This window comes from Pantoea sp. MBLJ3 (assembly GCF_000816655.1).
In the GTDB taxonomy this organism is placed as follows: domain Bacteria; phylum Pseudomonadota; class Gammaproteobacteria; order Enterobacterales; family Enterobacteriaceae; genus Pantoea; species Pantoea eucalypti.
Genome location: NZ_JSUT01000012.1, coordinates 35,638 through 54,426, shown reverse-complemented (window position 1 = coordinate 54,426; position 18,789 = coordinate 35,638). Strand labels below are relative to the sequence as shown.

General features: G+C 43.6%; 19 protein-coding genes and 1 pseudogene. 5 read left to right on the top strand and 15 right to left on the bottom strand.

What is annotated here, in order from left to right:
* The first annotated feature begins 91 nt into the window (after positions 1–91).
* Positions 92–1,813, top strand: a complete 1,722-nt coding sequence (gene poxB / locus NP77_RS16690; RefSeq protein WP_008925834.1) for a ubiquinone-dependent pyruvate dehydrogenase — start codon at positions 92–94, stop codon at positions 1,811–1,813.
* A gap of 71 nt (positions 1,814–1,884) precedes the next feature.
* Positions 1,885–2,886, top strand: coding sequence for a low-specificity L-threonine aldolase (gene ltaE, locus NP77_RS16685; protein ID WP_039660921.1), 1,002 nt, complete (start codon positions 1,885–1,887; stop codon positions 2,884–2,886).
* Between the two features lie 4 nt (positions 2,887–2,890).
* On the opposite strand, the gene NP77_RS16680 is transcribed toward ltaE, so the two are convergent.
* Together NP77_RS16680 and NP77_RS16675 are read right to left on the bottom strand one after the other, a co-directional pair.
* The gene (locus NP77_RS16680; protein ID WP_039660920.1) at positions 2,891–3,715 is read right to left on the bottom strand and encodes an N-acetylmuramoyl-L-alanine amidase; all 825 of its coding nucleotides are present in this window, start codon (positions 3,713–3,715) and stop codon (positions 2,891–2,893) included.
* Positions 3,712–3,936: pseudogene (locus NP77_RS16675) on the bottom strand (heavy metal-binding domain-containing protein); the annotation flags it as partial. The pseudogene NP77_RS16675 and the gene NP77_RS16680, both read right to left, overlap by 4 nt.
* Positions 3,937–4,092: 156 nt before the next feature.
* On the opposite strand from NP77_RS16675, the gene NP77_RS16670 reads away from it, so the two are divergent.
* The 3 genes from NP77_RS16670 (at position 4,093) to NP77_RS16660 (ending at position 5,263) form a co-directional block, all read left to right on the top strand.
* Positions 4,093–4,500 carry an H-NS family nucleoid-associated regulatory protein gene (locus NP77_RS16670; RefSeq protein WP_039660918.1) on the top strand — a complete coding sequence of 136 codons (408 nt, stop codon included), beginning with the start codon at positions 4,093–4,095 and terminating at the stop codon, positions 4,498–4,500.
* A gap of 176 nt (positions 4,501–4,676) precedes the next feature.
* The gene (locus tag NP77_RS16665; RefSeq protein WP_039660917.1) at positions 4,677–4,871 is read left to right on the top strand and encodes a hypothetical protein; all 195 of its coding nucleotides are present in this window, start codon (positions 4,677–4,679) and stop codon (positions 4,869–4,871) included.
* The gene (locus NP77_RS16660) at positions 4,868–5,263 is read left to right on the top strand and encodes a hypothetical protein (protein WP_039660915.1); all 396 of its coding nucleotides are present in this window, start codon (positions 4,868–4,870) and stop codon (positions 5,261–5,263) included. The genes NP77_RS16665 and NP77_RS16660 overlap by 4 nt, the downstream gene beginning before the upstream one ends.
* Before the next feature lie 22 nt (positions 5,264–5,285).
* Here NP77_RS16660 and NP77_RS16655 read toward each other — a convergent pair whose 3' ends face one another.
* The 13 genes from NP77_RS16655 to NP77_RS22620 all read right to left on the bottom strand — a co-directional run bounded on the left by NP77_RS16655 (position 5,286) and on the right by NP77_RS22620 (position 18,783).
* On the bottom strand, positions 5,286–7,592 hold the full coding sequence (locus tag NP77_RS16655; protein WP_039660914.1) for a hypothetical protein: 2,307 nt from the start codon (positions 7,590–7,592) through the stop codon (positions 5,286–5,288).
* Positions 7,585–7,944, bottom strand: a complete 360-nt coding sequence (locus NP77_RS22625) for a DUF4035 domain-containing protein (protein ID WP_156137301.1) — start codon at positions 7,942–7,944, stop codon at positions 7,585–7,587. Before NP77_RS22625 ends, NP77_RS16655 begins: the two co-directional genes overlap by 8 nt.
* Before the next feature lie 29 nt (positions 7,945–7,973).
* Positions 7,974–8,267, bottom strand: a complete 294-nt coding sequence (locus NP77_RS16645) for a cytochrome (protein WP_231572338.1) — start codon at positions 8,265–8,267, stop codon at positions 7,974–7,976.
* A 23-nt stretch (positions 8,268–8,290) separates the two neighbouring features.
* The gene (locus tag NP77_RS16640; RefSeq protein ID WP_039660911.1) at positions 8,291–8,608 is read right to left on the bottom strand and encodes a hypothetical protein; all 318 of its coding nucleotides are present in this window, start codon (positions 8,606–8,608) and stop codon (positions 8,291–8,293) included.
* Between the two features lie 23 nt (positions 8,609–8,631).
* Positions 8,632–9,168: a hypothetical protein gene (locus NP77_RS16635; protein WP_039660909.1), complete on the bottom strand. Its 537-nt coding sequence runs from the start codon at positions 9,166–9,168 to the stop codon at positions 8,632–8,634.
* Positions 9,169–9,315: 147 nt separating this feature from the next.
* Positions 9,316–9,798, bottom strand: a complete 483-nt coding sequence (locus NP77_RS23075) for an endonuclease domain-containing protein (RefSeq protein ID WP_039660908.1) — start codon at positions 9,796–9,798, stop codon at positions 9,316–9,318.
* Positions 9,773–10,090 (bottom strand): hypothetical protein, encoded by a 318-nt coding sequence (locus NP77_RS16625; RefSeq protein ID WP_039660907.1) that lies wholly within the window; start codon positions 10,088–10,090, stop codon positions 9,773–9,775. Before NP77_RS16625 ends, NP77_RS23075 begins: the two co-directional genes overlap by 26 nt.
* 39 nt (positions 10,091–10,129) lie before the next feature.
* Positions 10,130–13,867 carry a DUF1983 domain-containing protein gene (locus NP77_RS16620; protein WP_052250656.1) on the bottom strand — a complete coding sequence of 1,246 codons (3,738 nt, stop codon included), beginning with the start codon at positions 13,865–13,867 and terminating at the stop codon, positions 10,130–10,132.
* 3 nt (positions 13,868–13,870) lie between these two features.
* Positions 13,871–14,284 carry a hypothetical protein gene (locus NP77_RS16615; protein ID WP_039660905.1) on the bottom strand — a complete coding sequence of 138 codons (414 nt, stop codon included), beginning with the start codon at positions 14,282–14,284 and terminating at the stop codon, positions 13,871–13,873.
* A 90-nt stretch (positions 14,285–14,374) separates the two neighbouring features.
* A complete protein-coding gene (locus NP77_RS16610; RefSeq protein ID WP_039660904.1) occupies positions 14,375–14,848 on the bottom strand; it encodes a hypothetical protein in 474 nt (157 codons plus the stop codon).
* Positions 14,849–14,895: 47 nt separating this feature from the next.
* Positions 14,896–15,288 carry a hypothetical protein gene (locus NP77_RS16605; protein ID WP_052250655.1) on the bottom strand — a complete coding sequence of 131 codons (393 nt, stop codon included), beginning with the start codon at positions 15,286–15,288 and terminating at the stop codon, positions 14,896–14,898.
* 9 nt (positions 15,289–15,297) lie between these two features.
* Complete coding sequence (locus tag NP77_RS16600) at positions 15,298–16,983, bottom strand: hypothetical protein (protein WP_039660903.1); 1,686 nt, start codon at positions 16,981–16,983, stop codon at positions 15,298–15,300.
* 48 nt (positions 16,984–17,031) lie between these two features.
* A complete protein-coding gene (locus tag NP77_RS22620; protein WP_052250654.1) occupies positions 17,032–18,783 on the bottom strand; it encodes a hypothetical protein in 1,752 nt (583 codons plus the stop codon).
* Positions 18,784–18,789 lie beyond the last annotated feature (6 nt).

The following is an 18,789-nucleotide window of genomic DNA, read 5'->3' as shown; positions in this document are numbered from 1 at the left end:
TTCACGCCTGCTTTTCTGCCGTGTCGTCTACGCTTCTTTTTTCGATTCTGGTCACGTCACTCTTCATGGCGGGCCGACAAAGGAGAAGATCATGAAACAAACCGTGGCGGCGCTGGTCGCCAAAACGCTGGAAAGCGCGGGCGTAAAACGCATCTGGGGCGTCACCGGAGATTCCCTTAACGGCCTGAGCGATAGCCTGAATCGCATGGGCACTATTGAATGGATGCCGACACGCCATGAAGAGGTCGCCGCCTTTGCGGCGGGTGCGGAAGCGCACATCAGCGGCGAACTGGCGGTCTGCGCCGGCTCCTGCGGACCAGGCAACTTACACCTCATCAACGGCTTGTTCGACTGCCATCGTAACCGCGTCCCGGTGCTGGCGATTGCGGCACACATTCCCTCCAGCGAAATCGGCAGCGGTTATTTCCAGGAAACTCATCCCCAGGAGCTGTTCCGCGAATGCAGCCACTACTGTGAGCTGGTCTCGAATCCTGAGCAGTTACCGCAGGTGCTGGGCATCGCGATGCGCAAAGCCATTCTCAATCGCGGTGTCTCAGTCGTGGTGCTGCCGGGTGATATCGCCCTGAAACTGGCGCCAGAAAGCGCCCGCACTGAGTGGTATCCACCGCAGTTGCCGCAGGTCCTGCCTCAGCCAGCCGAACTGACCCGGCTGGCACAGACGCTGAACGACGCCTCTGACATCACGCTGCTGTGTGGCAGTGGCTGTGCCGGTGCGCATCAGGAGGTGGTGGCGCTGGCAGAAGCGCTTAAAGCGCCAATTGTGCATGCGCTGCGTGGCAAAGAACACATCGAATATGACAACCCTTATGATGTTGGCATGACCGGTCTGATCGGTTTCTCATCCGGCTTCCACGCCATGATGAATGCCGGGACGCTGGTATTGCTGGGCACACAATTCCCCTATCGCGCATTCTATCCGGAAAACGCGAAGATCATTCAGATTGACATCAACCCGGGCAGCCTGGGATCGCATTGTCATGTCGATGAAGCGTATGTCGGCGATGTGAAAAGCACGCTGCAGGCGCTGCTACCGCAACTGACGACCAAAAGCGATCGCAAACATCTCGACAGTGCGGTTAAACACTATGGCGAGGCGCGCAAAAGTCTCGACGAACTGGCGCAGCCCAACGACAAACAGCCAATTCATCCGCAATATCTGGCACAGCAGATCAGTCACTACGCCAGCGATGACGCTATTTTTACCTGCGATGTCGGCACCCCAACCGTGTGGGCGGCGCGCTATCTGAAGATGAACGGCCGACGTCGCCTGCTGGGTTCGTTTAACCACGGCTCGATGGCGAATGCGATGCCACAGGCGCTGGGTGCGCAGTCGATCGATCGCAATCGTCAGGTTGTCGCGCTGTGCGGCGACGGCGGCTTCAGCATGCTGATGGGTGATTTTATCTCGCTGGCGCAGCTGAAAATGCCGGTGAAACTGGTGATTTTCAACAACAGCGTGCTGGGCTTTGTGGCGATGGAGATGAAAGCGGGCGGCTATCTTACCGACGGCACCGAGCTGGAAAATCCTGACTTTGCCGCTATCGCCCAGGCCTGTGGCATCCGGGGTATCCGGGTGGAAAAGGCCTCTGAACTCAATGGTGCGCTGGAGCAGGCATTTGCCCACGATGGCCCGGTTCTGGTGGATGTGATTACCGCCAAAGAGGAGCTGGCAATGCCGCCGCAGATCAAAATGGAGCAGGCCAAAGGCTTCAGTCTCTACATGCTGCGCGCCATCATGAATGGTCGCGGTGACGAGGTGGTAGAACTGGCGAAAACCAACTGGCTACGGTAAAACAGAGGTTCCATCCAGGCGGGCGCGATGCCCGCCTTTTTTTTCTCTTCCGCCACATCCAGGAGCATAAGGTGATCGATTTACGCAGTGATACCGTGACCCGGCCCAGCGCCGCCATGCTAAACGCGATGATGTCTGCCGAAACCGGCGATGATGTCTACCGTGACGATCCTACCGTCAATGCGCTGGAAGCAGAAGCCGCACGATTAAGCGGCAAAGCAGCAGCGCTGTTTTTCCCTACCGGCACTCAGGCAAATCTGGTGGCATTGCTCAGCCACTGCGAACGCGGCGATGAATATATCGTCGGTCAGCAGGCGCACAACTACAAGTATGAAGCAGGTGGCGCGGCGGTGCTGGGGAGCATTCAGCCTCAACCGGTGCTGCCCGCCGACGATGGCACTCTGCCGCTCGACGTGGTGGCGGCTGCCATCAAGCCGGACGATATTCACTTCGCCCGCACCCGCCTGCTGAGTCTGGAAAACACCCATCATGGTAAAGTCCTGCCGCTGGCGTATCTGGAACAGGCGTGGACTTTTACCCGTGAGCATAAGCTGGCGCTGCACATTGATGGCGCACGTATTTTCAATGCGGTGGTGGCGCAAAAAACCACGCTGGCTGCGATGGCCCGCTATTGCGACACCCTGACCATCTGTCTCTCAAAAGGCCTGGGCACACCGGTGGGTTCACTGCTATGTGGCGATACAGCCCTGATTGAGCGCGCCCGTCGCTGGCGTAAAATGACCGGTGGCGGCATGCGTCAGGCCGGTATTCTCGCGGCGGCAGGTCTCTACGCATTGGAACACAACGTGACGCGACTCCAGGAGGATCATGACAATGCTGCCTGGCTGGGACAGCAGCTGCATGAGCTGGGCGTGAGCGTTATCGATCAACAGACCAACATGCTGTTTGTGGCGGTGCCGGAAGCTCAGGTCAAACCATTAGGCGAGTGGATGAAAGCGCGCGACGTGTTAATCAGCGTGGGGACACGTACCCGGCTGGTCACCCATCTGGATACTGATCGTGCGGCACTGGAGCAGGTTGTCGCCCACTGGAAAGCGTTTCTGCAACAGTAATCCGCTATTCCGCCGCGCCATACTTCTCCAGTAGCGCGGCAGCTATCGCGGCGGTTTCGGCATCGGGCTGACCGCGATAATCCGCAGGCCGGAAGTGCATCTGAAACGCGGCAATCACTTTCTGCTGCTCACGCTTACTCATCTCCGCCGTCGCCGCATAACCGAAGCGCTGCAGGTTTTCCATGAGTGGCTGCACCGGCACCTGTGCGTGTGGATCCTGACCCGCTAAATAAAACTGCACCCGTCCGGCATCAGGCCATGCGCCCAGTCCGCGCTGCGCCAGCTGGTGCCACGGGAAAAGTGGACCCGGATCCTGCTTGCGCTGCGGCGCGATATCGCTGTGACCGACAATATTTTCCGGTGGGATGCCGTAGCGCTGTGCAATATCACGCACCAGAGCCTCCAGCGTGATGATCTGCGCGGCGGTAAAGGGCTGCCATTCAAGACCGGTCAGGGTGCGGCGATATCCCCGGTTCACCAGCTCAATGCCAATCGAGGTGTCGTTGATGCGACTGGCTCCGCGCCAGAAACTGGGCCCGGCATGCCAGGCAAGTTGCTGCTCCGGCACCAGCTGCCAGACAATGCCTTTGCCGGCGCGCTGAGGCGGCTGACGGGGGATCAGATAATGGACGCTGACCTCCCGATCGGTGAGGGTCGCCAGCGACGAAGAAAAATCTTCGGCGGTATAGTGGATGACAATCACCTTAACCCGCGGTCGCGCCCCCTGCGCGGGATGCCGCAGATCGGCCCAGTAGCCGTCACGGGATTCTATCCCGGAGTGGCAGCCCGCCAGCAGCAGTGCCAGTATCAGCAACAGCCCGCGTTTCAACGAATGATCACTGCCGTGCCGCTGACGCTGACCATCAGCATGCTGCCATCTTTGCCGACCGTTTCGTAATCGATATCAATACCGACCACCGCGTTGGCACCCAGCGCTTTTGCCTGTTCTTCCAGCTCTTCAAACGCAATCTCGCGTGCTTTACGCAGCTCTTTCTCATACGCGCCGGAACGGCCGCCGACCACATCACGGATGCCCGCAAAAAAATCACGTGATTTTTTTACATAAGGTAAAAATGGGTTTTCAATACCTGTCAATAACTTAGGATGAAAATTAACCACTAAAAACTCCTATGAAATCAAAGTAACTGTGTAACTCGTAAACAAGATAGTTAATAATTGCTCCCTAAACAACAGATGGAGTAAAGAATGACCATTAACTTAGAAACAACAAAGAGCTACATTGATTCCCTTCCATTCGAATCTGCTGAAAAGTACGTAGCTGCACTTCAAAAACACCTTGAAAGCATCAAAGAACAAAAGAAGCTAGAAGCTATAGAGAAAGCTAAAGAGATTCTCAGAGAAGCAGGAATATCATTAGACGATTTAACTGGCAAGAAACAAGAAACTGAGAAGCCTAAGCAGAACAGAAAACCATCTGAAAAAATTGCATTCATATACAAAGGTAAGGACTATGAATTATCTTCAGGTGGAAGAACCACTCCAGAAGTTCAAGGATTGTTCAAAATTTTCAGAGTTGAAAAGAAGAAAGAGCTTATTGAGATGATTAAAGCCAAAAAAGCAGAAGGCGTAACAGACTTTCGTATCGTTCAATAACCAGATCACCCCAATGATAATCTAAGGACTTCTCGGAGTCCTTTTTTATTACCTATTGTCTTTAAATTCTGACACACCACGATCGTTCTCTGTGGCCCTAAATCAGCATCACAATCTGTTGTACATCCACTCACCCGCAGTTTAGTTTTTTATCTCCATCAAATCAAGGAGATAGCATGAAACCTTCACTTGCGGTACAACAGGAAAGATTTGACGAAATTCGTTTCGACAACACTGCTGTTGTTGTTGAGAAAACAAGATATGGTAAAAATGGAATGAGAACGGAACTTTTTCTTAATGAAGTTCTGGTAGCCTGTAAAAAAGTCAACAATAAAGGTTCATCATTCTTTTTCTACGGGGAAAAAAAATGAAAGGATTTGAATGTTTCTTTGAGATAGGGTTTAAGCTTGAGGAAGTTCAAAGAATTGAAAGGCTATGGCACTTAAATGCGATTAAGTTCTCGAAAGACTACATGCACAGCCCAATGGAAAAATGGGAGGAATATTCCAAGAGTTCTAAGGGATTCATCTATTATCCTTCAACAGAGAAAATTTATCATGTGCAGAACCTAATGAATCAATCTGAGGGGGATTTAACTAACAAGGAATATGGTGCATTTCTTTCAATGATGATTTTGAATGCGCTTTGTTGGTCATTTGAGGGCAAGGAACAGTGTCAAAAACTAAGTGATCTTTACTATGAAACTCGCGATGTTGTTTATGATGATTTTTTCAATTTGAGCTTAGTAAAACTCCTAGATTAATTAAAGGGCCTTGCGGCCCTTTTTACATTCTACGTCTATTGGCATCTTGAACCATGAGAGCAACTGCGCTCGGATGTTTCTTGATGGCTTCAAGCACTTCAGTATCTCTGTTACTTACCGAACCTTGGATAGTCAGCGGAGCATGGACAGTTATTGGTGCTTCACTCTGCTTGTCTTGCTTGTTCAAGAACTGCTTCAAGTCACCGTTTGTCCTGTCATCAACTACACGTTCACCTTTGTTCAAAAGCCAAGTTCCTTCAGAGGGAACATTATCAATACCGTCATGAGCCATACCTGTTAAGTTAACAGACTTCATAGACATTACTTGACCGAGTACTTGAGCATACGAAGATGCAGCCATTGCATAACCAACTGGACCCGGATAAGTAGCCATAGCCTTCGATGCGGACTGGTAAGCATTTAGCATACCTTCTGCAATAGCTGTACCTTTAGAAACAGCAAACGCAGCTTTAGCAGCTTTAGAATTCTGTCCTGCAAGACCAGAAACTATATTAGACATTGAACCGGCCATTGAATTATACAGCCCTAGTTTCGTCTGAACTTCAGTCATTGAAATCTGCTGAGACTTCAAGGAGTAAGCTTGGTCTAGTCTGGCTTTCTGATCAAGATACTGCTGATGGGTAATGATACCAGCTTGAGCCATTGCCTGATTGTTTGCATCAAACTGTTCTTTCTGTTTATCAAGTGCAGCTTGTTGGATTAACATCTGGTCTTGATCTGTTCCAAATCCCAGATCAGTAATGTTCTGTGCATTCTGGAGCTGACCATTAACACCTTTTAGCGCATCCATCTGAGCTTGATGATTCTGCTCGAGTGCAAGCATCTGATCGTTGTAGGTCTTCTGATCAATCATACGTTTGTCTAGACGAGCTTTTAAGTCTGCTGACTGGTTATCGTATATCTGTTGAACAGCGGTGATTGATTCAGTCAATTGCTCAGGCGATGCACCTAACAACATAGCTTTAAACTGACCCTGAGATGCCTGTATGAGTGCCTGACGCTTCTGAACATATTGCTCTTGGGTAATATAACCTTTATCAAGCATGTTCTTCAGGGTGCCTACAGAGGCCTGTAGCTGCTGCGCCTGCGAGGACAAGGATTGCCCCTGACCTGAGTACATCTGGTTGTTGAGACTATTCAGGGTATTCATTGCCGCTGTACGCTCAGCAATGATCTTGTCTTGCGAAGCTTTAGCCTTGGCAGCTGCTCTATCTCTTTCAGCTTGTGCTTTATCAGAAGCTTTCTTAGCGTCTTCAGCGTTCTTTTGAGCAATTTTCTTATTTGTCTCAGAAGTCGCGTGTGCTTCTTTAACTGAAATATCAACATCAGACTTAAGGTCAGCCATCATTCCTTTGAGTCTTTCAGTTGCCGCTTGAGAGGCATTAGAGTAACCCTCATCTGGAACATCTGAAAGTTTACGAAGGCCTTTAGCAATAGCTGTATCGCCGTCATAAAAGAAATGGCTTAACATCGAAGTGAACTCAGTCTCCGTCCATTTCTTGTTAAACACCCCCCAAAGACCGTTAATCTCTTTAACTAGTGGTGCAATAACATTAACTGCAAGACCCTGAAGATTCGTACCTAAAGTATCTAAGTTAGACTTAAATTCTTTATATTCAGCGGCGGTTTGATTTGTAATAGAAGCATTCTGTCCTTGAATAGCAATAAGTGCTTCCGTAGATGAAGTAAACTGGTCAAGTGTGGTAATCATATGGCTTGAATCAGATGCCATAGTTTCCATAACGTTAGTAATTTCTGCCTGAGAACGACCAGCAGCTTTCATCTGATAGAAAACATCAATGATAGCTTTAATACCACCTTGCGCATCACCGGCATATTTGGTCAATGATTCAAGTCCAATACCCCATTCTTTAAGGTCATCAGCAACACCACCACCGCCATTACGGAATGAATCACCAAGCTTATCAAGAGCATCTTTGTTCATGTCACCGAACTTCTCAGCTTCAAGACCAGTCGCTCTGAATTGGTTCTGAAGTTTTTGAAGCATCTCAACTGATACACCAGTGTTAGTGCTGATTTGATTCAGGCCATTAACATAATCCGATGTCTTTGAGATTGCTGCCATTGCAAGACCTACACCTGCACCAGCAACGCCGAGAGCTTGTAATCCCGGTGTCATACCTGTCAGTGCATTCAAGGCACCAGTAGCTTTTGAAGCCTTTGAACTGATGCCATCAAAAAAGCCGCCAGTGTGTGCTGACAGCTCATCTAATTGACGCATTGACTGTGATACGACTTTAGTAAACTTGGAATTATCACCAAGAATTTCTAATTCGTACTTAGCCATTTTTTTTCCTTTGAGCCATCTTTTTGGCTTTAGCTATAAGTTCTGGACTAAACTGACTTTGCACATTCTGAGACTTGATAGCATTCTTCTTAGTCTGTTGTTCGGCTTTCTGTTCTTCAGATGGGAAGACTGTATCTTTTTGGAACATAAAATCGCTCAACTTAATTTTGTCGGCATGAGCTTTAGTCATTCCTGGTGCTGTCATATAAAGTGAATGCGCAATCTGTGCTTGATGTAAGTCCTGAACAGCTGGACCTTGTGGTTCAAGGAAAGAATCAAAAATGTATAACTCCCAGTATTGAGTAACTGGCATTTTATTGATTTCTTCTTCTGTAAGACCTCGACGCATCATTTGTGCATATTTGAATCGTTTAGCCCAGTTTACTTTACTTCTTGTTCAATTTGAGTTGGACCGATGAATACTGATGCATTAGCACAAGCATTAGCTAGTTCAGAGCGAACATTGGTATATAAGGCTTTAACCTGTTCAAGTGATTCAAAAACTGGATTACCATTTTCATCTTCAATGCAGAGAAGGATCATAAGGTCATCACGATCATTTTTCTTAGGGTTATTAATATGAGAACTGAATTCTTGTACTGTCATCGGGCGAGCATAAAACTGGAATCCTGCAATTTCAACTGGTGATTTTTTAGGAGCCAGTGTCTCCATCATTTTGTTAATATCCATCATAGACCTTAATTATATTGAAAGAGATAGCCAACCATACGGAAACCTTTGTACATGAAATCAAGCTCACCTAAGCAAACTGCATTTGAGTAAAGACCAAATGGACAGTCGAGGTTAACCTGTTGACCTTTACGGAATCTGAATACTGGTTTAGATTTCTGTGTGCTTGCAAAGAAACAGTCATTTTGATTGACTAAATTTTTAGAGAATCGTTTTTCTTTAACGTCATAGTATGGATAAGCCTCTGTCATTGACTCGGGCTTATGACCATTGATTCGTATTTGTTCAAGTTCATCTGTCGAGAAACATGGAAATTTGTGGTACATAATTGTGTCCTCTTTGTATAGTCTTATTTATACGCCGAGACTCGTGCCACAGTTTTCTCAAGTTGATTACAGATTTCCGCCCATGAACCAAGTGCCTTAGAACGATGCTGATCAGGTTTGTAGATTGCAACAATTTTATTAGCAGTCTTAGCAGACTTCTTTATCAGAATTGTACGTTTATGACCATTATGATTTTGAGTCACTGGCTCAAGTCCTCTTCGAGTTTTCAAGTTAGGGATGTTACCGAACTGGTTGACTTTGCCGGGAACAGGAACAAATTTACCAAAATTCTGATTATCATCTATTAGTTTACTAAGATAGTTAGATTGAATGTCTTTGATATAGATTCTGTTTTTAGTTCCGAATTTATCAATTTTAAAGTTGAAACCAACTGCATTCTGAGTGAATTTAGTTGGCCTATCAATTTTTCGGTTAATATCACGTTGAAGTTCAACGGAAGCAAGCTTAGAAGCTTTAGTTACTCTTTTCGAGAAACTATCTGTCTCTTTTAGTCTCCATTTTTCAAGATCACGTTTAGCACCTGCTGCTGAAGTTGCCATTATTACCCCAAGGTTGATAGGAAAAGAATAGTTTTAGTTGCTTCATCGATAACGAGTACAGGTAGATTAACACCTACTAAGGGTGATAAAGGGACTAGTACCATATTGTAAAGAACCACTGCCACAACTGCGGCTTTGAGAATGTTTTTAAGCGATAATCTCTCTGCTATTTTCATGAGTCTGTCTCAGATATTTTTTGTACTTTTTAATAAGTACAGCCCTGGTTCCTGAACAATCTAGGCCAAAATCAAGGAGCTGTGACTTCATTTCTTTAACAGTCAACCGAGAAAATCTTTGTGCACTATCTGTAATAAAACGTGGGTGAATAGGATTTTCTGTGTAATCTTGTTGAAGATAATTGGTAAGATATTTCAAGAATTCAATGTAATTAATTTCACCCTTTAAACCAGATCTATTAAACTGATGCTTTATTCTTCCTTCGAGAACATTCACTAATGGATGAAGCAGTCCTCTACATCTTCCAGCTTTATTACCATCAAGTTCATGGTCATGATCAAGGTGAGAACTATTAAAGTCGGTGAGACTAAGTCCAGTTAATGCACACCGACCGCTTTGAAGCTGAAATAATTCTTGTTTGTAGTCTTTAAGAAGTGTTGTTTTTAGAAGCATGATATATATCCATCTTTGTTTTCAATGTAACTATATCTATCTCCAATTTTCTCAACCTCTCTTTTGTCTCTTTGTGGTCACTGATTAATAATTCAATCTTCTGTGCAAGATGGCTCTGATTGGCTATTTCTGAATCTACTTTCTGAACTCTTAGAGCAATAGTATTTTCAATTGTCTCTACTTTTTCTTCCAGTGTTTCAGACTTCTCCTTCCGTTTTGCCCAGATTGAAATTAACCAAGTGAAACCACCAAAGACCAAAGTAGCTAATGCGATCCACTCGGCTCCACCCATTATAGTTTTCCTTATAGGGGCCGAAGCCCCTCTTCTAGATTAACCCAAACTAAAAGCAGTATTGATTGGGGCAGCTGTTAACATGACGCTAAAAGAAGTTGAGTGACGTTGAGCTTGGTTTAATTCACCTGCTGCTAACTGCCAGTAGACTGATTCGCCTTGATTGACTACAACGTTAATTACAGTACTTCCAGTTGTCATGTAGTTGCCCCCTGTTGTGTTATAACGAATTCCCCCATAAGTGTGGTTACCACCCCTAGCAATATCAATAGTGCCATAAACACGCATAGGGCCCATAGGATTGCCGCCATAACGAACGAACGTGTAAGCATTGGTATTAACTCCTGTCCAAGAGAATGCACCGCCGTCCATTACGTTACCAATAATCTGGTTAGCTCTAAGGGTACCGTTAATTGTACAATTTTCGGTAATTGTACAATTAGTGAAAGTGCCATTGTTGAAGTAACCATTTTCGGCTGCTACGGTTCCACGAACAGATACGTTTTGGAAGCTTGCATTGCCATCGCGGTTAATTCGCCAGCCAATTGTTCCACCACTTGAGTACCAAGTATCTGAAGCAATTTCACGAGCTATTTTAGCTGTCGTGATTTCTGCATCACCAATTTTGGCATTAGTAATAGCTGCGTCCTGAATTTTTGCATTATTGATAGAAGCATTAGCAATTTTGGCATTGGTGATTGCCGCATCATTAATTTTAGCTGTACCAATAGATGCATCTCTAATCATCGCGGTATCTAGATAAACTAGATTATCCATTACTTGGAATGGAATTCTTGCTCTGCTAGGATCTGAACCAGTGGTAATACTGATTTTATCTGCATTGAATATGATTGCAGATGTTTTGGATGTACCTGAAGCCAGAAGACTAATACCTGCTATTACGCCATTAGCCGAAGCAGTGACCGCCCAAGAAGCATCAATTTTACCTGAGAGTCTGTCAACCTGAGCCTGAGACTGGGTACTGACTGCGGCAATATCATTACCAAGCTCTGCTTTAACCTGGCTAAGCTGAGTTGCAACAGCTTTGCGATCATCAGCTTGTGTCTTTTCAACTGAGGTGATTCTTGCATCAGTTTTACCAAACTTGCCATTGTAGTCAGACTGAACCTGAGTCACAGACTGAGCGATGGCACCTTCGGTTTCAGAGGTAATAGTGGTATGCAATGTTTTGATTGAAGCGTCCACCGTGTCACCGGTTTCAGTTGTAATCAACTTATGCATTGCCTCTACCTTGGTATCAGCATTGGAATCGGCAAGTTCTACTGCATTATCAATTGCTGAATCAAGCTTAGAAGGTAGATTTAGTAGGTCCTCAAGCTGCTGTTGATCCTGATCATTCCAGTCAATTTTAGACTTCATCTGGACATAGTAAGGCTGAGACCAGACCATATCATCTTGACCGAATACATCGTACCACCCGGCTTTAACATACCAATTACCATCATCAATCTTGAAGTTGAACAAGTAATAATCTGAGGTATTGAACACTTGGACGTTCTGTGTAAAGTTCTGGTCAGAAGCAACTTGAACGGCAGTACCTGCAAAGTCAGGTATAGTTTGGATTACCATATCATCCCAAGAGCAGAAGATAGAACCGAAACCACCTGAAGCACTAAAGCCTTGGATTGCAGGTGCTTGGTTATTTCGAACAACCAACTGTGTTGGTGCCGAACGGGTACCGTTATATCCAACAGCAACAATCGACATCCTAATCTGACGAGTAAGGCCTATATTGATGTTTTTCTCAAAAGTGAACACATAGCTAAGATCGCGAGTACGTTCAACAAGAGTTTTTCCATTGAGTCCAGTAACAGTAATTTCGTAGTACTGGAAAATTTCTTGGAAAGTACGTTGTTCACCAGACACTTGAACTTTCAACATAGATTGGTCATTCCATGCAAATCGGAATTCACGCTCTTGAGTTGTTGTAGCATTCTCAAGTGCATTAGTAAGAACCAGACCAGTCACTGATGGTAGTGTATAAGTTACTTCAGGCATTGAATTAAGAATCTCAACCCATTCTGAACGAGCAATTAGACCTAAAGCGCAAATACGAAAATCGTACTTCAAAGTTGCATCAAGATTATTGATGATATAGAACTTACCAGAAGTAGTACCTACAGCAACCCAATCAGAACTTCCTGAAACTTTATACTGGACGACAAATCCGTAACGGTTGTAATCATCATCTGCTAACCATGAAAGTTTAACATTGCGTCCACCTGCTGTGTCACCAATAGACTGAATCTCTAAATTGGTTGGAGCTTGAAGAACATTGAAATCAGGAATGTTTGACGCAGTATTATTTGGATTGAGAGCATAATCAAGGTCAGTATAAACTTCAGAGATATACTCAGTACACTGGATGTTAACCATACCAGCCGCACCTTTTTCCAATGAACGATCTATTTTGTTAACACGCCACAACTGATTTGAGATCATCAATTCAGGAATATTAACTCTGATTACATCCCAAACTTGGATTGTGTAAGCATCCACAGTGTTAAAACTTAATGACTTTGATAGTGTGGATTTATTACGTTCAATTGATGCTAAGAAATCCATCTGTTTCTTATTCTTAACAAAACGATACTCGATATCTTTGGAGATGATACGTTTATCTCTAGTGATAATCGGGTCATTTGTAATGTCAGAAGGATAACGAAGAATTTCTTCTGAATAATCAATTGCTGGATTTTGGTACTTAGCATTGATTGTATTAAAGTACTGTGCAGACTCACCAGTCTTTAAAGTTATTGAACTCGCAGAAATATTGTCTTCGTTGAATTCATACTGAACAACACCCGGACCATCAATACGGCAAGTAACTTGTCCGAAACTCTGGAAAATGAGTCCGCCAAATGCACCAGCTAGTTGTGTTAAGTTCTCTTTAAAAGTTGAGTTAGGGTCTAAAGAACCATTTGAAGTAAATGAGTTGCTCTTTGCATAGGCGGCAGCAACTTTGAAACTATCAAGATCAAGCTGCTCAAAAGGCACACCTAGGCCATAACGCTCATTGAGCATGTAATCAACCATCTGAGAGGGACCATTATCTGAAGCTCTACGAACACCATCGGTCAGATCGGTAATCATCAGACCAGACATGTCTACAGTACAGTTACTATTAGGCTGAAGGATATCAGCACCATTAGCTAGAACGTTGTTAGTTTTACGCATAACAACGCAAGCTGTAGCAACACCGTTACCTGTGGCGTTGTCAGGCCAACCTGTCTGAGCGTCCTTACCCATATACTTCTGAGCCAGAGTTAGAGTGCGACCAGTTGATTTACCAGTAGAAAACTCAACTTCTACGTAATCGCGATAAGCTGGCTTAATGTCGATTTTTGTAACAACACCATCTCTGTGTTCTTTACCGTCTACAAGGATTTTTTTGTTATCAAGGTATAAATTCTTGAAGCAGTCAATTTCACCTTCTGAGAATGCAAAAATCTGTACTAGATAGGTTGGGTCACTGATAGCAACAGCTTTGAAAACGTTGATTGAACCTGCACGCTGCTGTCCATATACAACAGGTAGTACTGTAGTTGGGTCTGTAGTTGTACCTAGTGAGCTCCCCGGGTCAGGTGAACTGAACTGAGGCAGGGCTTGGTTCATAGCTACAGAGGTCATTACAGCCGTAACAGCAGCAACAGCCACACCGATACCGATAGCGACGGCAATAGCAATACCAGCGGCATAAGCGGCTGCGGCAGCAGAAGCACCTGCAATGATTGCAGCAATAGCAATAACAGCCATAGTTTATTCCTTATTAAAGATGAAGTCGTAATCAATGTCAGCAACATCTTTAAGTACGTAGATGTTATTCTCTTCAATAAGTGCTTGATTGCCAAAAACTACGGTTGCTGAATAATAATCTCTTGTTTTTATTTTTCTTAGGGCTAGAAGAACTGAACCATGCTGAACTTCTTCGGCTGGAACGAAATATTTCAGTGCGGCTTCATACACTGAATTAAAACCAGTAAGTTTTTTGCAAATCTTCAAGCCTTGAGGGATGGTTGTATAATTATCTTGAAGCTTGGATTTAAAGTCTGTTTCTTTAACCAGATCTAGATAATCCGCAAAGAAAATATTGCAGTCATTCTTTCCGATTTGAAGTGGTTTATAAGCGTATTCATTAATAATATCTGAAAGATCAGCGTTAAATTTGTGCATACATATTCCTCATTTTATATGCTTATTTAATAACGCCAGAAAACACAAAAGGGAACCCGATTGAGGTTCCCTTAATTATATTGAAATAGATTATGCGCTAGGTGTAGCAACAACCAATTTTTCAACGACTGGTCCTTTATCAACTTCCAAAGTCATTTCAAGTTTAACTGAATCAGTTTCACCGCCAGTAATATTAGCCTTACTCAAGAAGCCGTTATAGACGATACCAACACCTGCTGATTTATCTGCATCAAACCAATAGACGAGTTTGAACTGACCACGTTTTCCAGATTCTGCAAGCTGTTTAAGGCTGTCATGAATTGAGCCCGGAATATAGTTTACAGAAATGTCAATTGAAGGTACTGAAGCACGACCAACGAGTTTACGTCCAAACTTATGGGTAAAGTTAGGAACGTTAATTACCTCGCGCTCGATACCTGAAGTTGGGAATGCTGCGGCTTCAGGAACTTCTTGAAACTTAACTGAGTCAATATCTTCATTAGTGATATCTGAATTGTAAAAGACGCTGACGTATGAGCCAGCAAAAACATCGTAATCTGCCATTTTTTGTTCCTTAAGGATTAATATACAAGTGTATTTATATTCCAAAATTACATCATGATTTTTAATTCCTCTTGAAGTTTAATGAGGTCTGACATAATATCCTCTTTTGTTCTCTGAGGTGGTTTGACTGTTGTTTCAGTAACAACGCCGTCTTCACTAAATTTAAATTTTCTGGATAGAAATTCTTCTTGAGTATCAACTAAAAAATAATCTAATTGATACACATCGAGTTCTTCATTAAGTAGCCCTACAAATGTAGGGTCACCTTTCCAGAACATTATAATGTCTCTAGTGCTTCGTAATACAACAATTATAGGTTTATCTTCTGCTAAAGAATTTCTGAATTGATACCAATCGTTTCCTTTATCATCGTTGTAATAAGCTCCACCATCGACATTTCCAATCCACTTAATTCCTGTCATTTTTTTAATGATTTTCATATAAATTCCTTAATATGCGCTATCAACCCAACCGCTTCCGCTTGGAAAGAATACCTGGATTCTTCCAGCAATAATCTGTATAGAGTTATTTTGTTGACCGCCTGCGCTGTTTAGTCCTACAACAAGCCAGCCTGCTGGTACTGTTCTTTGTCCGCCTGCATCACCCAAGTTACCTGCATTATACTGAGAACCTGTACGAACCCATTGGCAACGGTTTACCTGAGCGTCATTAGCCTTATTCCATGCGTCATTGGCACGGTTATATGCACCATCACCAGAGCCGCGAGGATAATAGTTATTGTTTACCCAGTTGGTAAGATAATCATTACCGAATACCGCCCCGTATACGTTACCATCATACGCAAGGAATGAATTGCCGCCATATGTGTAAACACGATTTCCGGCAATAATATCTCCTGTAGCTCTTAATGTACCACCACCGTCCATTCTAACTGAGCCAGTTTCTGCTGTGTTTCCAGAATCAACAAATCTGAAGTTAAACCCACCAGTACCCTGTCCTCGGTTTACTACAATAGAGCCTCTACCGTCGCCAGATTCATTCCATGAGATATGAGTACCCTGTCTATTGTGTAATGCGCCGGAAACTGTGGCTACATGAACAGGACCCATATTAATTAATGGAAGACCGCCGCCATCGAGATATGAAATGTTAGCACGGTTAATTTGGATATATCCATTAGCATTGTTGGTGAAGTTCATTTCAGAGTTATTAGCAGAGTTAATTATTCTAACGGTCTTAGTAATAACATCGTTACTTAAAACAGTCCCTGAAGAAGTAATAGAGCCGGAAGAAGTAATAGAACCAGCAGAAACTGTTAAATTTCCTGTTGAAATTGTCTGTCCACCGGATACACCGAGTCCAGCACCAACATAAACGTTGTGATTCATTGAAACTTTACCATCACTAGCACCAATAGTTAATGGTCTTAGATTGTTATAAGTTCCAGTAGCTGAATCAGAAATCATGAAATACCAGCCATTTCCATCAAATCTTTGGAATACTGATTTAGTTCCTGACATACGGAAGTTATTTCCGCCACCTGATGTGCTAATAATTTCACCTGTTACTGTGCCGCCAGTCAGTGGAAGGGCTCCTAAATTAGTTAAGGCACCTTCTTTAGTTTTAGCGCCTGTACCACCTTGAGAGACAGAAAGAGCAGTAGTAAGGCCATTAATCGATTTTAGATCGTAGTTATCACCTGACTCTGCTGCCTTAATATTCTGGCGGGATTTAATAACATCTTTAACGTCTGATAGATTGTTAGCAATGGCCAAACTTCCAGTATCTGTGCTAGTTAACATCAGATTTTCATTCAGTGGATGATTATTAACTGTTAGAGTTTTCTTAACGAAATTGGTATCAGTTTCAGTTTTGCTGTATACCCCAAGATTGTCGCGGGCTCCTTGCTCCGTTTTTGAACCAGTGCCACCAAACTCAACTGCAAGCGGATTTTTTAGACTAATACCTCCCGCTTTAATAGTACCTTCAACATCAATGTTACCAGTTACTGAACCATTAATACCGCCGATCTCAATTACTTCTGAACCATTATTAGTGTAGATGCGCTTATCTGCCATATTGATGGCGATTTCACCTTCCTGAATCACACTTGTTGTAGGGATTCGACCGGCAACCGATGTCCTTTTAAATTTTAACTCTTTCAATGAAGACATAATTTATTCCTTAATAAGTTATGTCGTATTTATTAAGGCCCGAAGGCCTTAAAAAGTTCCAAAGTCAATTGATGCATTTTCAGGAATAGCGCCAACATCGGCTGATGTTGGCTTGAAGTCTTGTGTATAAACTTTAGCATTCAACGCTTGATTTGAGTTTTTGCCATAACTTAAGCTGGCATTATTATCAAGACCAAAGAAATAAGTTGTTTCACCAAGCTTGTACCCAATGCTCAGATTTGAAGTTGCATTAGCACCAGTCCTTTGGATCATTAACGGTGTATGCTGAGTTCCACTAATATTAACTATGCTAAAAAGTGATGGGTCTTGAGAAGTAACAACAAGACTAGATGTACTGATATTAGGAACAGTTAGATCACCAGTCATCGTATCGCCAGCTTTATTGACTGCCCCTAGAACACTTGGAGTTGGCTTGTTATTTGGGCTATAGACACGAACAGAGCCTTCAAGTATCTGGCTTCCCGAGATATTACCGCTGCCGGTGACTGTGGTGGCGGTGACTGCCTGAAGCTTAGATGATCCAGTAATTTCAACAGAACCTGATACTTTGCCACCAGTCAAAGAAAGTGCACCAACATCATCTGAATTAGGCTGATTATTCTTTGAATATACTCGAACAGTACCATCGTAGACTTCTTGACCTGTAATACGCTTTGCTGAACTGATATTTTCAGAAGATTCAATAGTCTTAGTTACTAAGTTATCAATATTCCCATTAATATAAGTTGCGGTATTACCTGAAATAGTGATGATTTTTGCAGCCTGCGCATCAATTGATGCCGAAGTAACAGAACCAATATTCGCAGTTTTAGTCGTTAGAGAATCAATCTTACCTGTTAGTGTAGTGACAGATGCGAATACTGAATTTCCATCATTATCAATCAGTGCAGTTCGTGCGCCTTTTTTATTAACTTCTATAAGATTGAATTTAACTGGAGCTAAGAATTCACCCCCTTTAGTGGCTGATACTGCATCAACTTCAGCCGCTGTAGGTTTTTCTGACTCAGTGAACACCTTTATCCACGGTGAACGAACTACATTATCAGCACCTTGTAGTACCCTGTTACTGATACGAAGCATAGGTGCGCCAGTTGACGTAGCAATCATGTTCCAGCCAACACCAGATGGATGCTGAAGCACAATCTCAGAAGTATCAGAGCTAAATGGGTTAGAGCTGAGAGAGCCATCTACAGTTACCAAACGATTACCTTGGAAGCTATCAACATCTGATGGGCCGGGAATGTCTTCAGTACCTGCGCCTACACCAAAATCACCCTGACGAAGCTGCTCACCTACACGAACATAGCCTGTGAATAACTGACCTTCTGGCTCTAATGTATAGGTACGAGTAACAACAGTGTTAGCTGAACCTGAACGCTCTACCTTTTTTACATAAGCATCATAGATGGCATAGACACCGTTTTTAGCAATGTCTGAAGTAGGATCTACATCCATTGCATACAGTGTTCGGAAACGAAGGAGTTTCTTATTATGTAGCGCTTGATCAAGCTCATACTGAAACTTATCATCTTGAACTTCAAGCATCACAAGTTGCGTCTGATCGATAGTAATATCACCAGCTAGTTTTGAAGTTGAATCATCTCGGTAATCATCATATTTTTGAATTGCCTGAGAAATTCCAATGGCCGGGAATGAGCCCAAAAATTCGGTAGTGATATAGCCTGCATCAAAATAAGCTGGAACAGCATTTGATGTGTCTTCATTCAGGGATACTGTTACGTAAGCACCTGAGAAAATGTCCTTAGTTTGTCCGGCCATTTTAAT

What these genes read in the sequence shown, in the direction of transcription:
- poxB (WP_008925834.1), top strand. Translation starts at nt 92, where the DNA reads ATGAAACAAACCGTGGCGGCGCTGGTCGCCAAAACGCTGGAAAGCGCG.
- NP77_RS16670 (WP_039660918.1), top strand. Translation starts at nt 4,093, where the DNA reads ATGACCATTAACTTAGAAACAACAAAGAGCTACATTGATTCCCTTCCA.
- NP77_RS16665 (WP_039660917.1), top strand. Translation starts at nt 4,677, where the DNA reads ATGAAACCTTCACTTGCGGTACAACAGGAAAGATTTGACGAAATTCGT.
- NP77_RS16660 (WP_039660915.1), top strand. Translation starts at nt 4,868, where the DNA reads ATGAAAGGATTTGAATGTTTCTTTGAGATAGGGTTTAAGCTTGAGGAA.
- NP77_RS16655 (WP_039660914.1), bottom strand. Translation starts at nt 7,592, where the DNA reads ATGGCTAAGTACGAATTAGAAATTCTTGGTGATAATTCCAAGTTTACT.
- NP77_RS22625 (WP_156137301.1), bottom strand. Translation starts at nt 7,944, where the DNA reads ATGATGCGTCGAGGTCTTACAGAAGAAGAAATCAATAAAATGCCAGTT.
- NP77_RS16645 (WP_231572338.1), bottom strand. Translation starts at nt 8,267, where the DNA reads ATGATGGAGACACTGGCTCCTAAAAAATCACCAGTTGAAATTGCAGGA.
- NP77_RS16640 (WP_039660911.1), bottom strand. Translation starts at nt 8,608, where the DNA reads ATGTACCACAAATTTCCATGTTTCTCGACAGATGAACTTGAACAAATA.
- NP77_RS16635 (WP_039660909.1), bottom strand. Translation starts at nt 9,168, where the DNA reads ATGGCAACTTCAGCAGCAGGTGCTAAACGTGATCTTGAAAAATGGAGA.
- NP77_RS23075 (WP_039660908.1), bottom strand. Translation starts at nt 9,798, where the DNA reads ATGCTTCTAAAAACAACACTTCTTAAAGACTACAAACAAGAATTATTT.
- NP77_RS16625 (WP_039660907.1), bottom strand. Translation starts at nt 10,090, where the DNA reads ATGGGTGGAGCCGAGTGGATCGCATTAGCTACTTTGGTCTTTGGTGGT.
- NP77_RS16620 (WP_052250656.1), bottom strand. Translation starts at nt 13,867, where the DNA reads ATGGCTGTTATTGCTATTGCTGCAATCATTGCAGGTGCTTCTGCTGCC.
- NP77_RS16615 (WP_039660905.1), bottom strand. Translation starts at nt 14,284, where the DNA reads ATGCACAAATTTAACGCTGATCTTTCAGATATTATTAATGAATACGCT.
- NP77_RS16610 (WP_039660904.1), bottom strand. Translation starts at nt 14,848, where the DNA reads ATGGCAGATTACGATGTTTTTGCTGGCTCATACGTCAGCGTCTTTTAC.
- NP77_RS16605 (WP_052250655.1), bottom strand. Translation starts at nt 15,288, where the DNA reads ATGAAAATCATTAAAAAAATGACAGGAATTAAGTGGATTGGAAATGTC.
- NP77_RS16600 (WP_039660903.1), bottom strand. Translation starts at nt 16,983, where the DNA reads ATGTCTTCATTGAAAGAGTTAAAATTTAAAAGGACATCGGTTGCCGGT.
- NP77_RS22620 (WP_052250654.1), bottom strand. Translation starts at nt 18,783, where the DNA reads ATGGCCGGACAAACTAAGGACATTTTCTCAGGTGCTTACGTAACAGTA.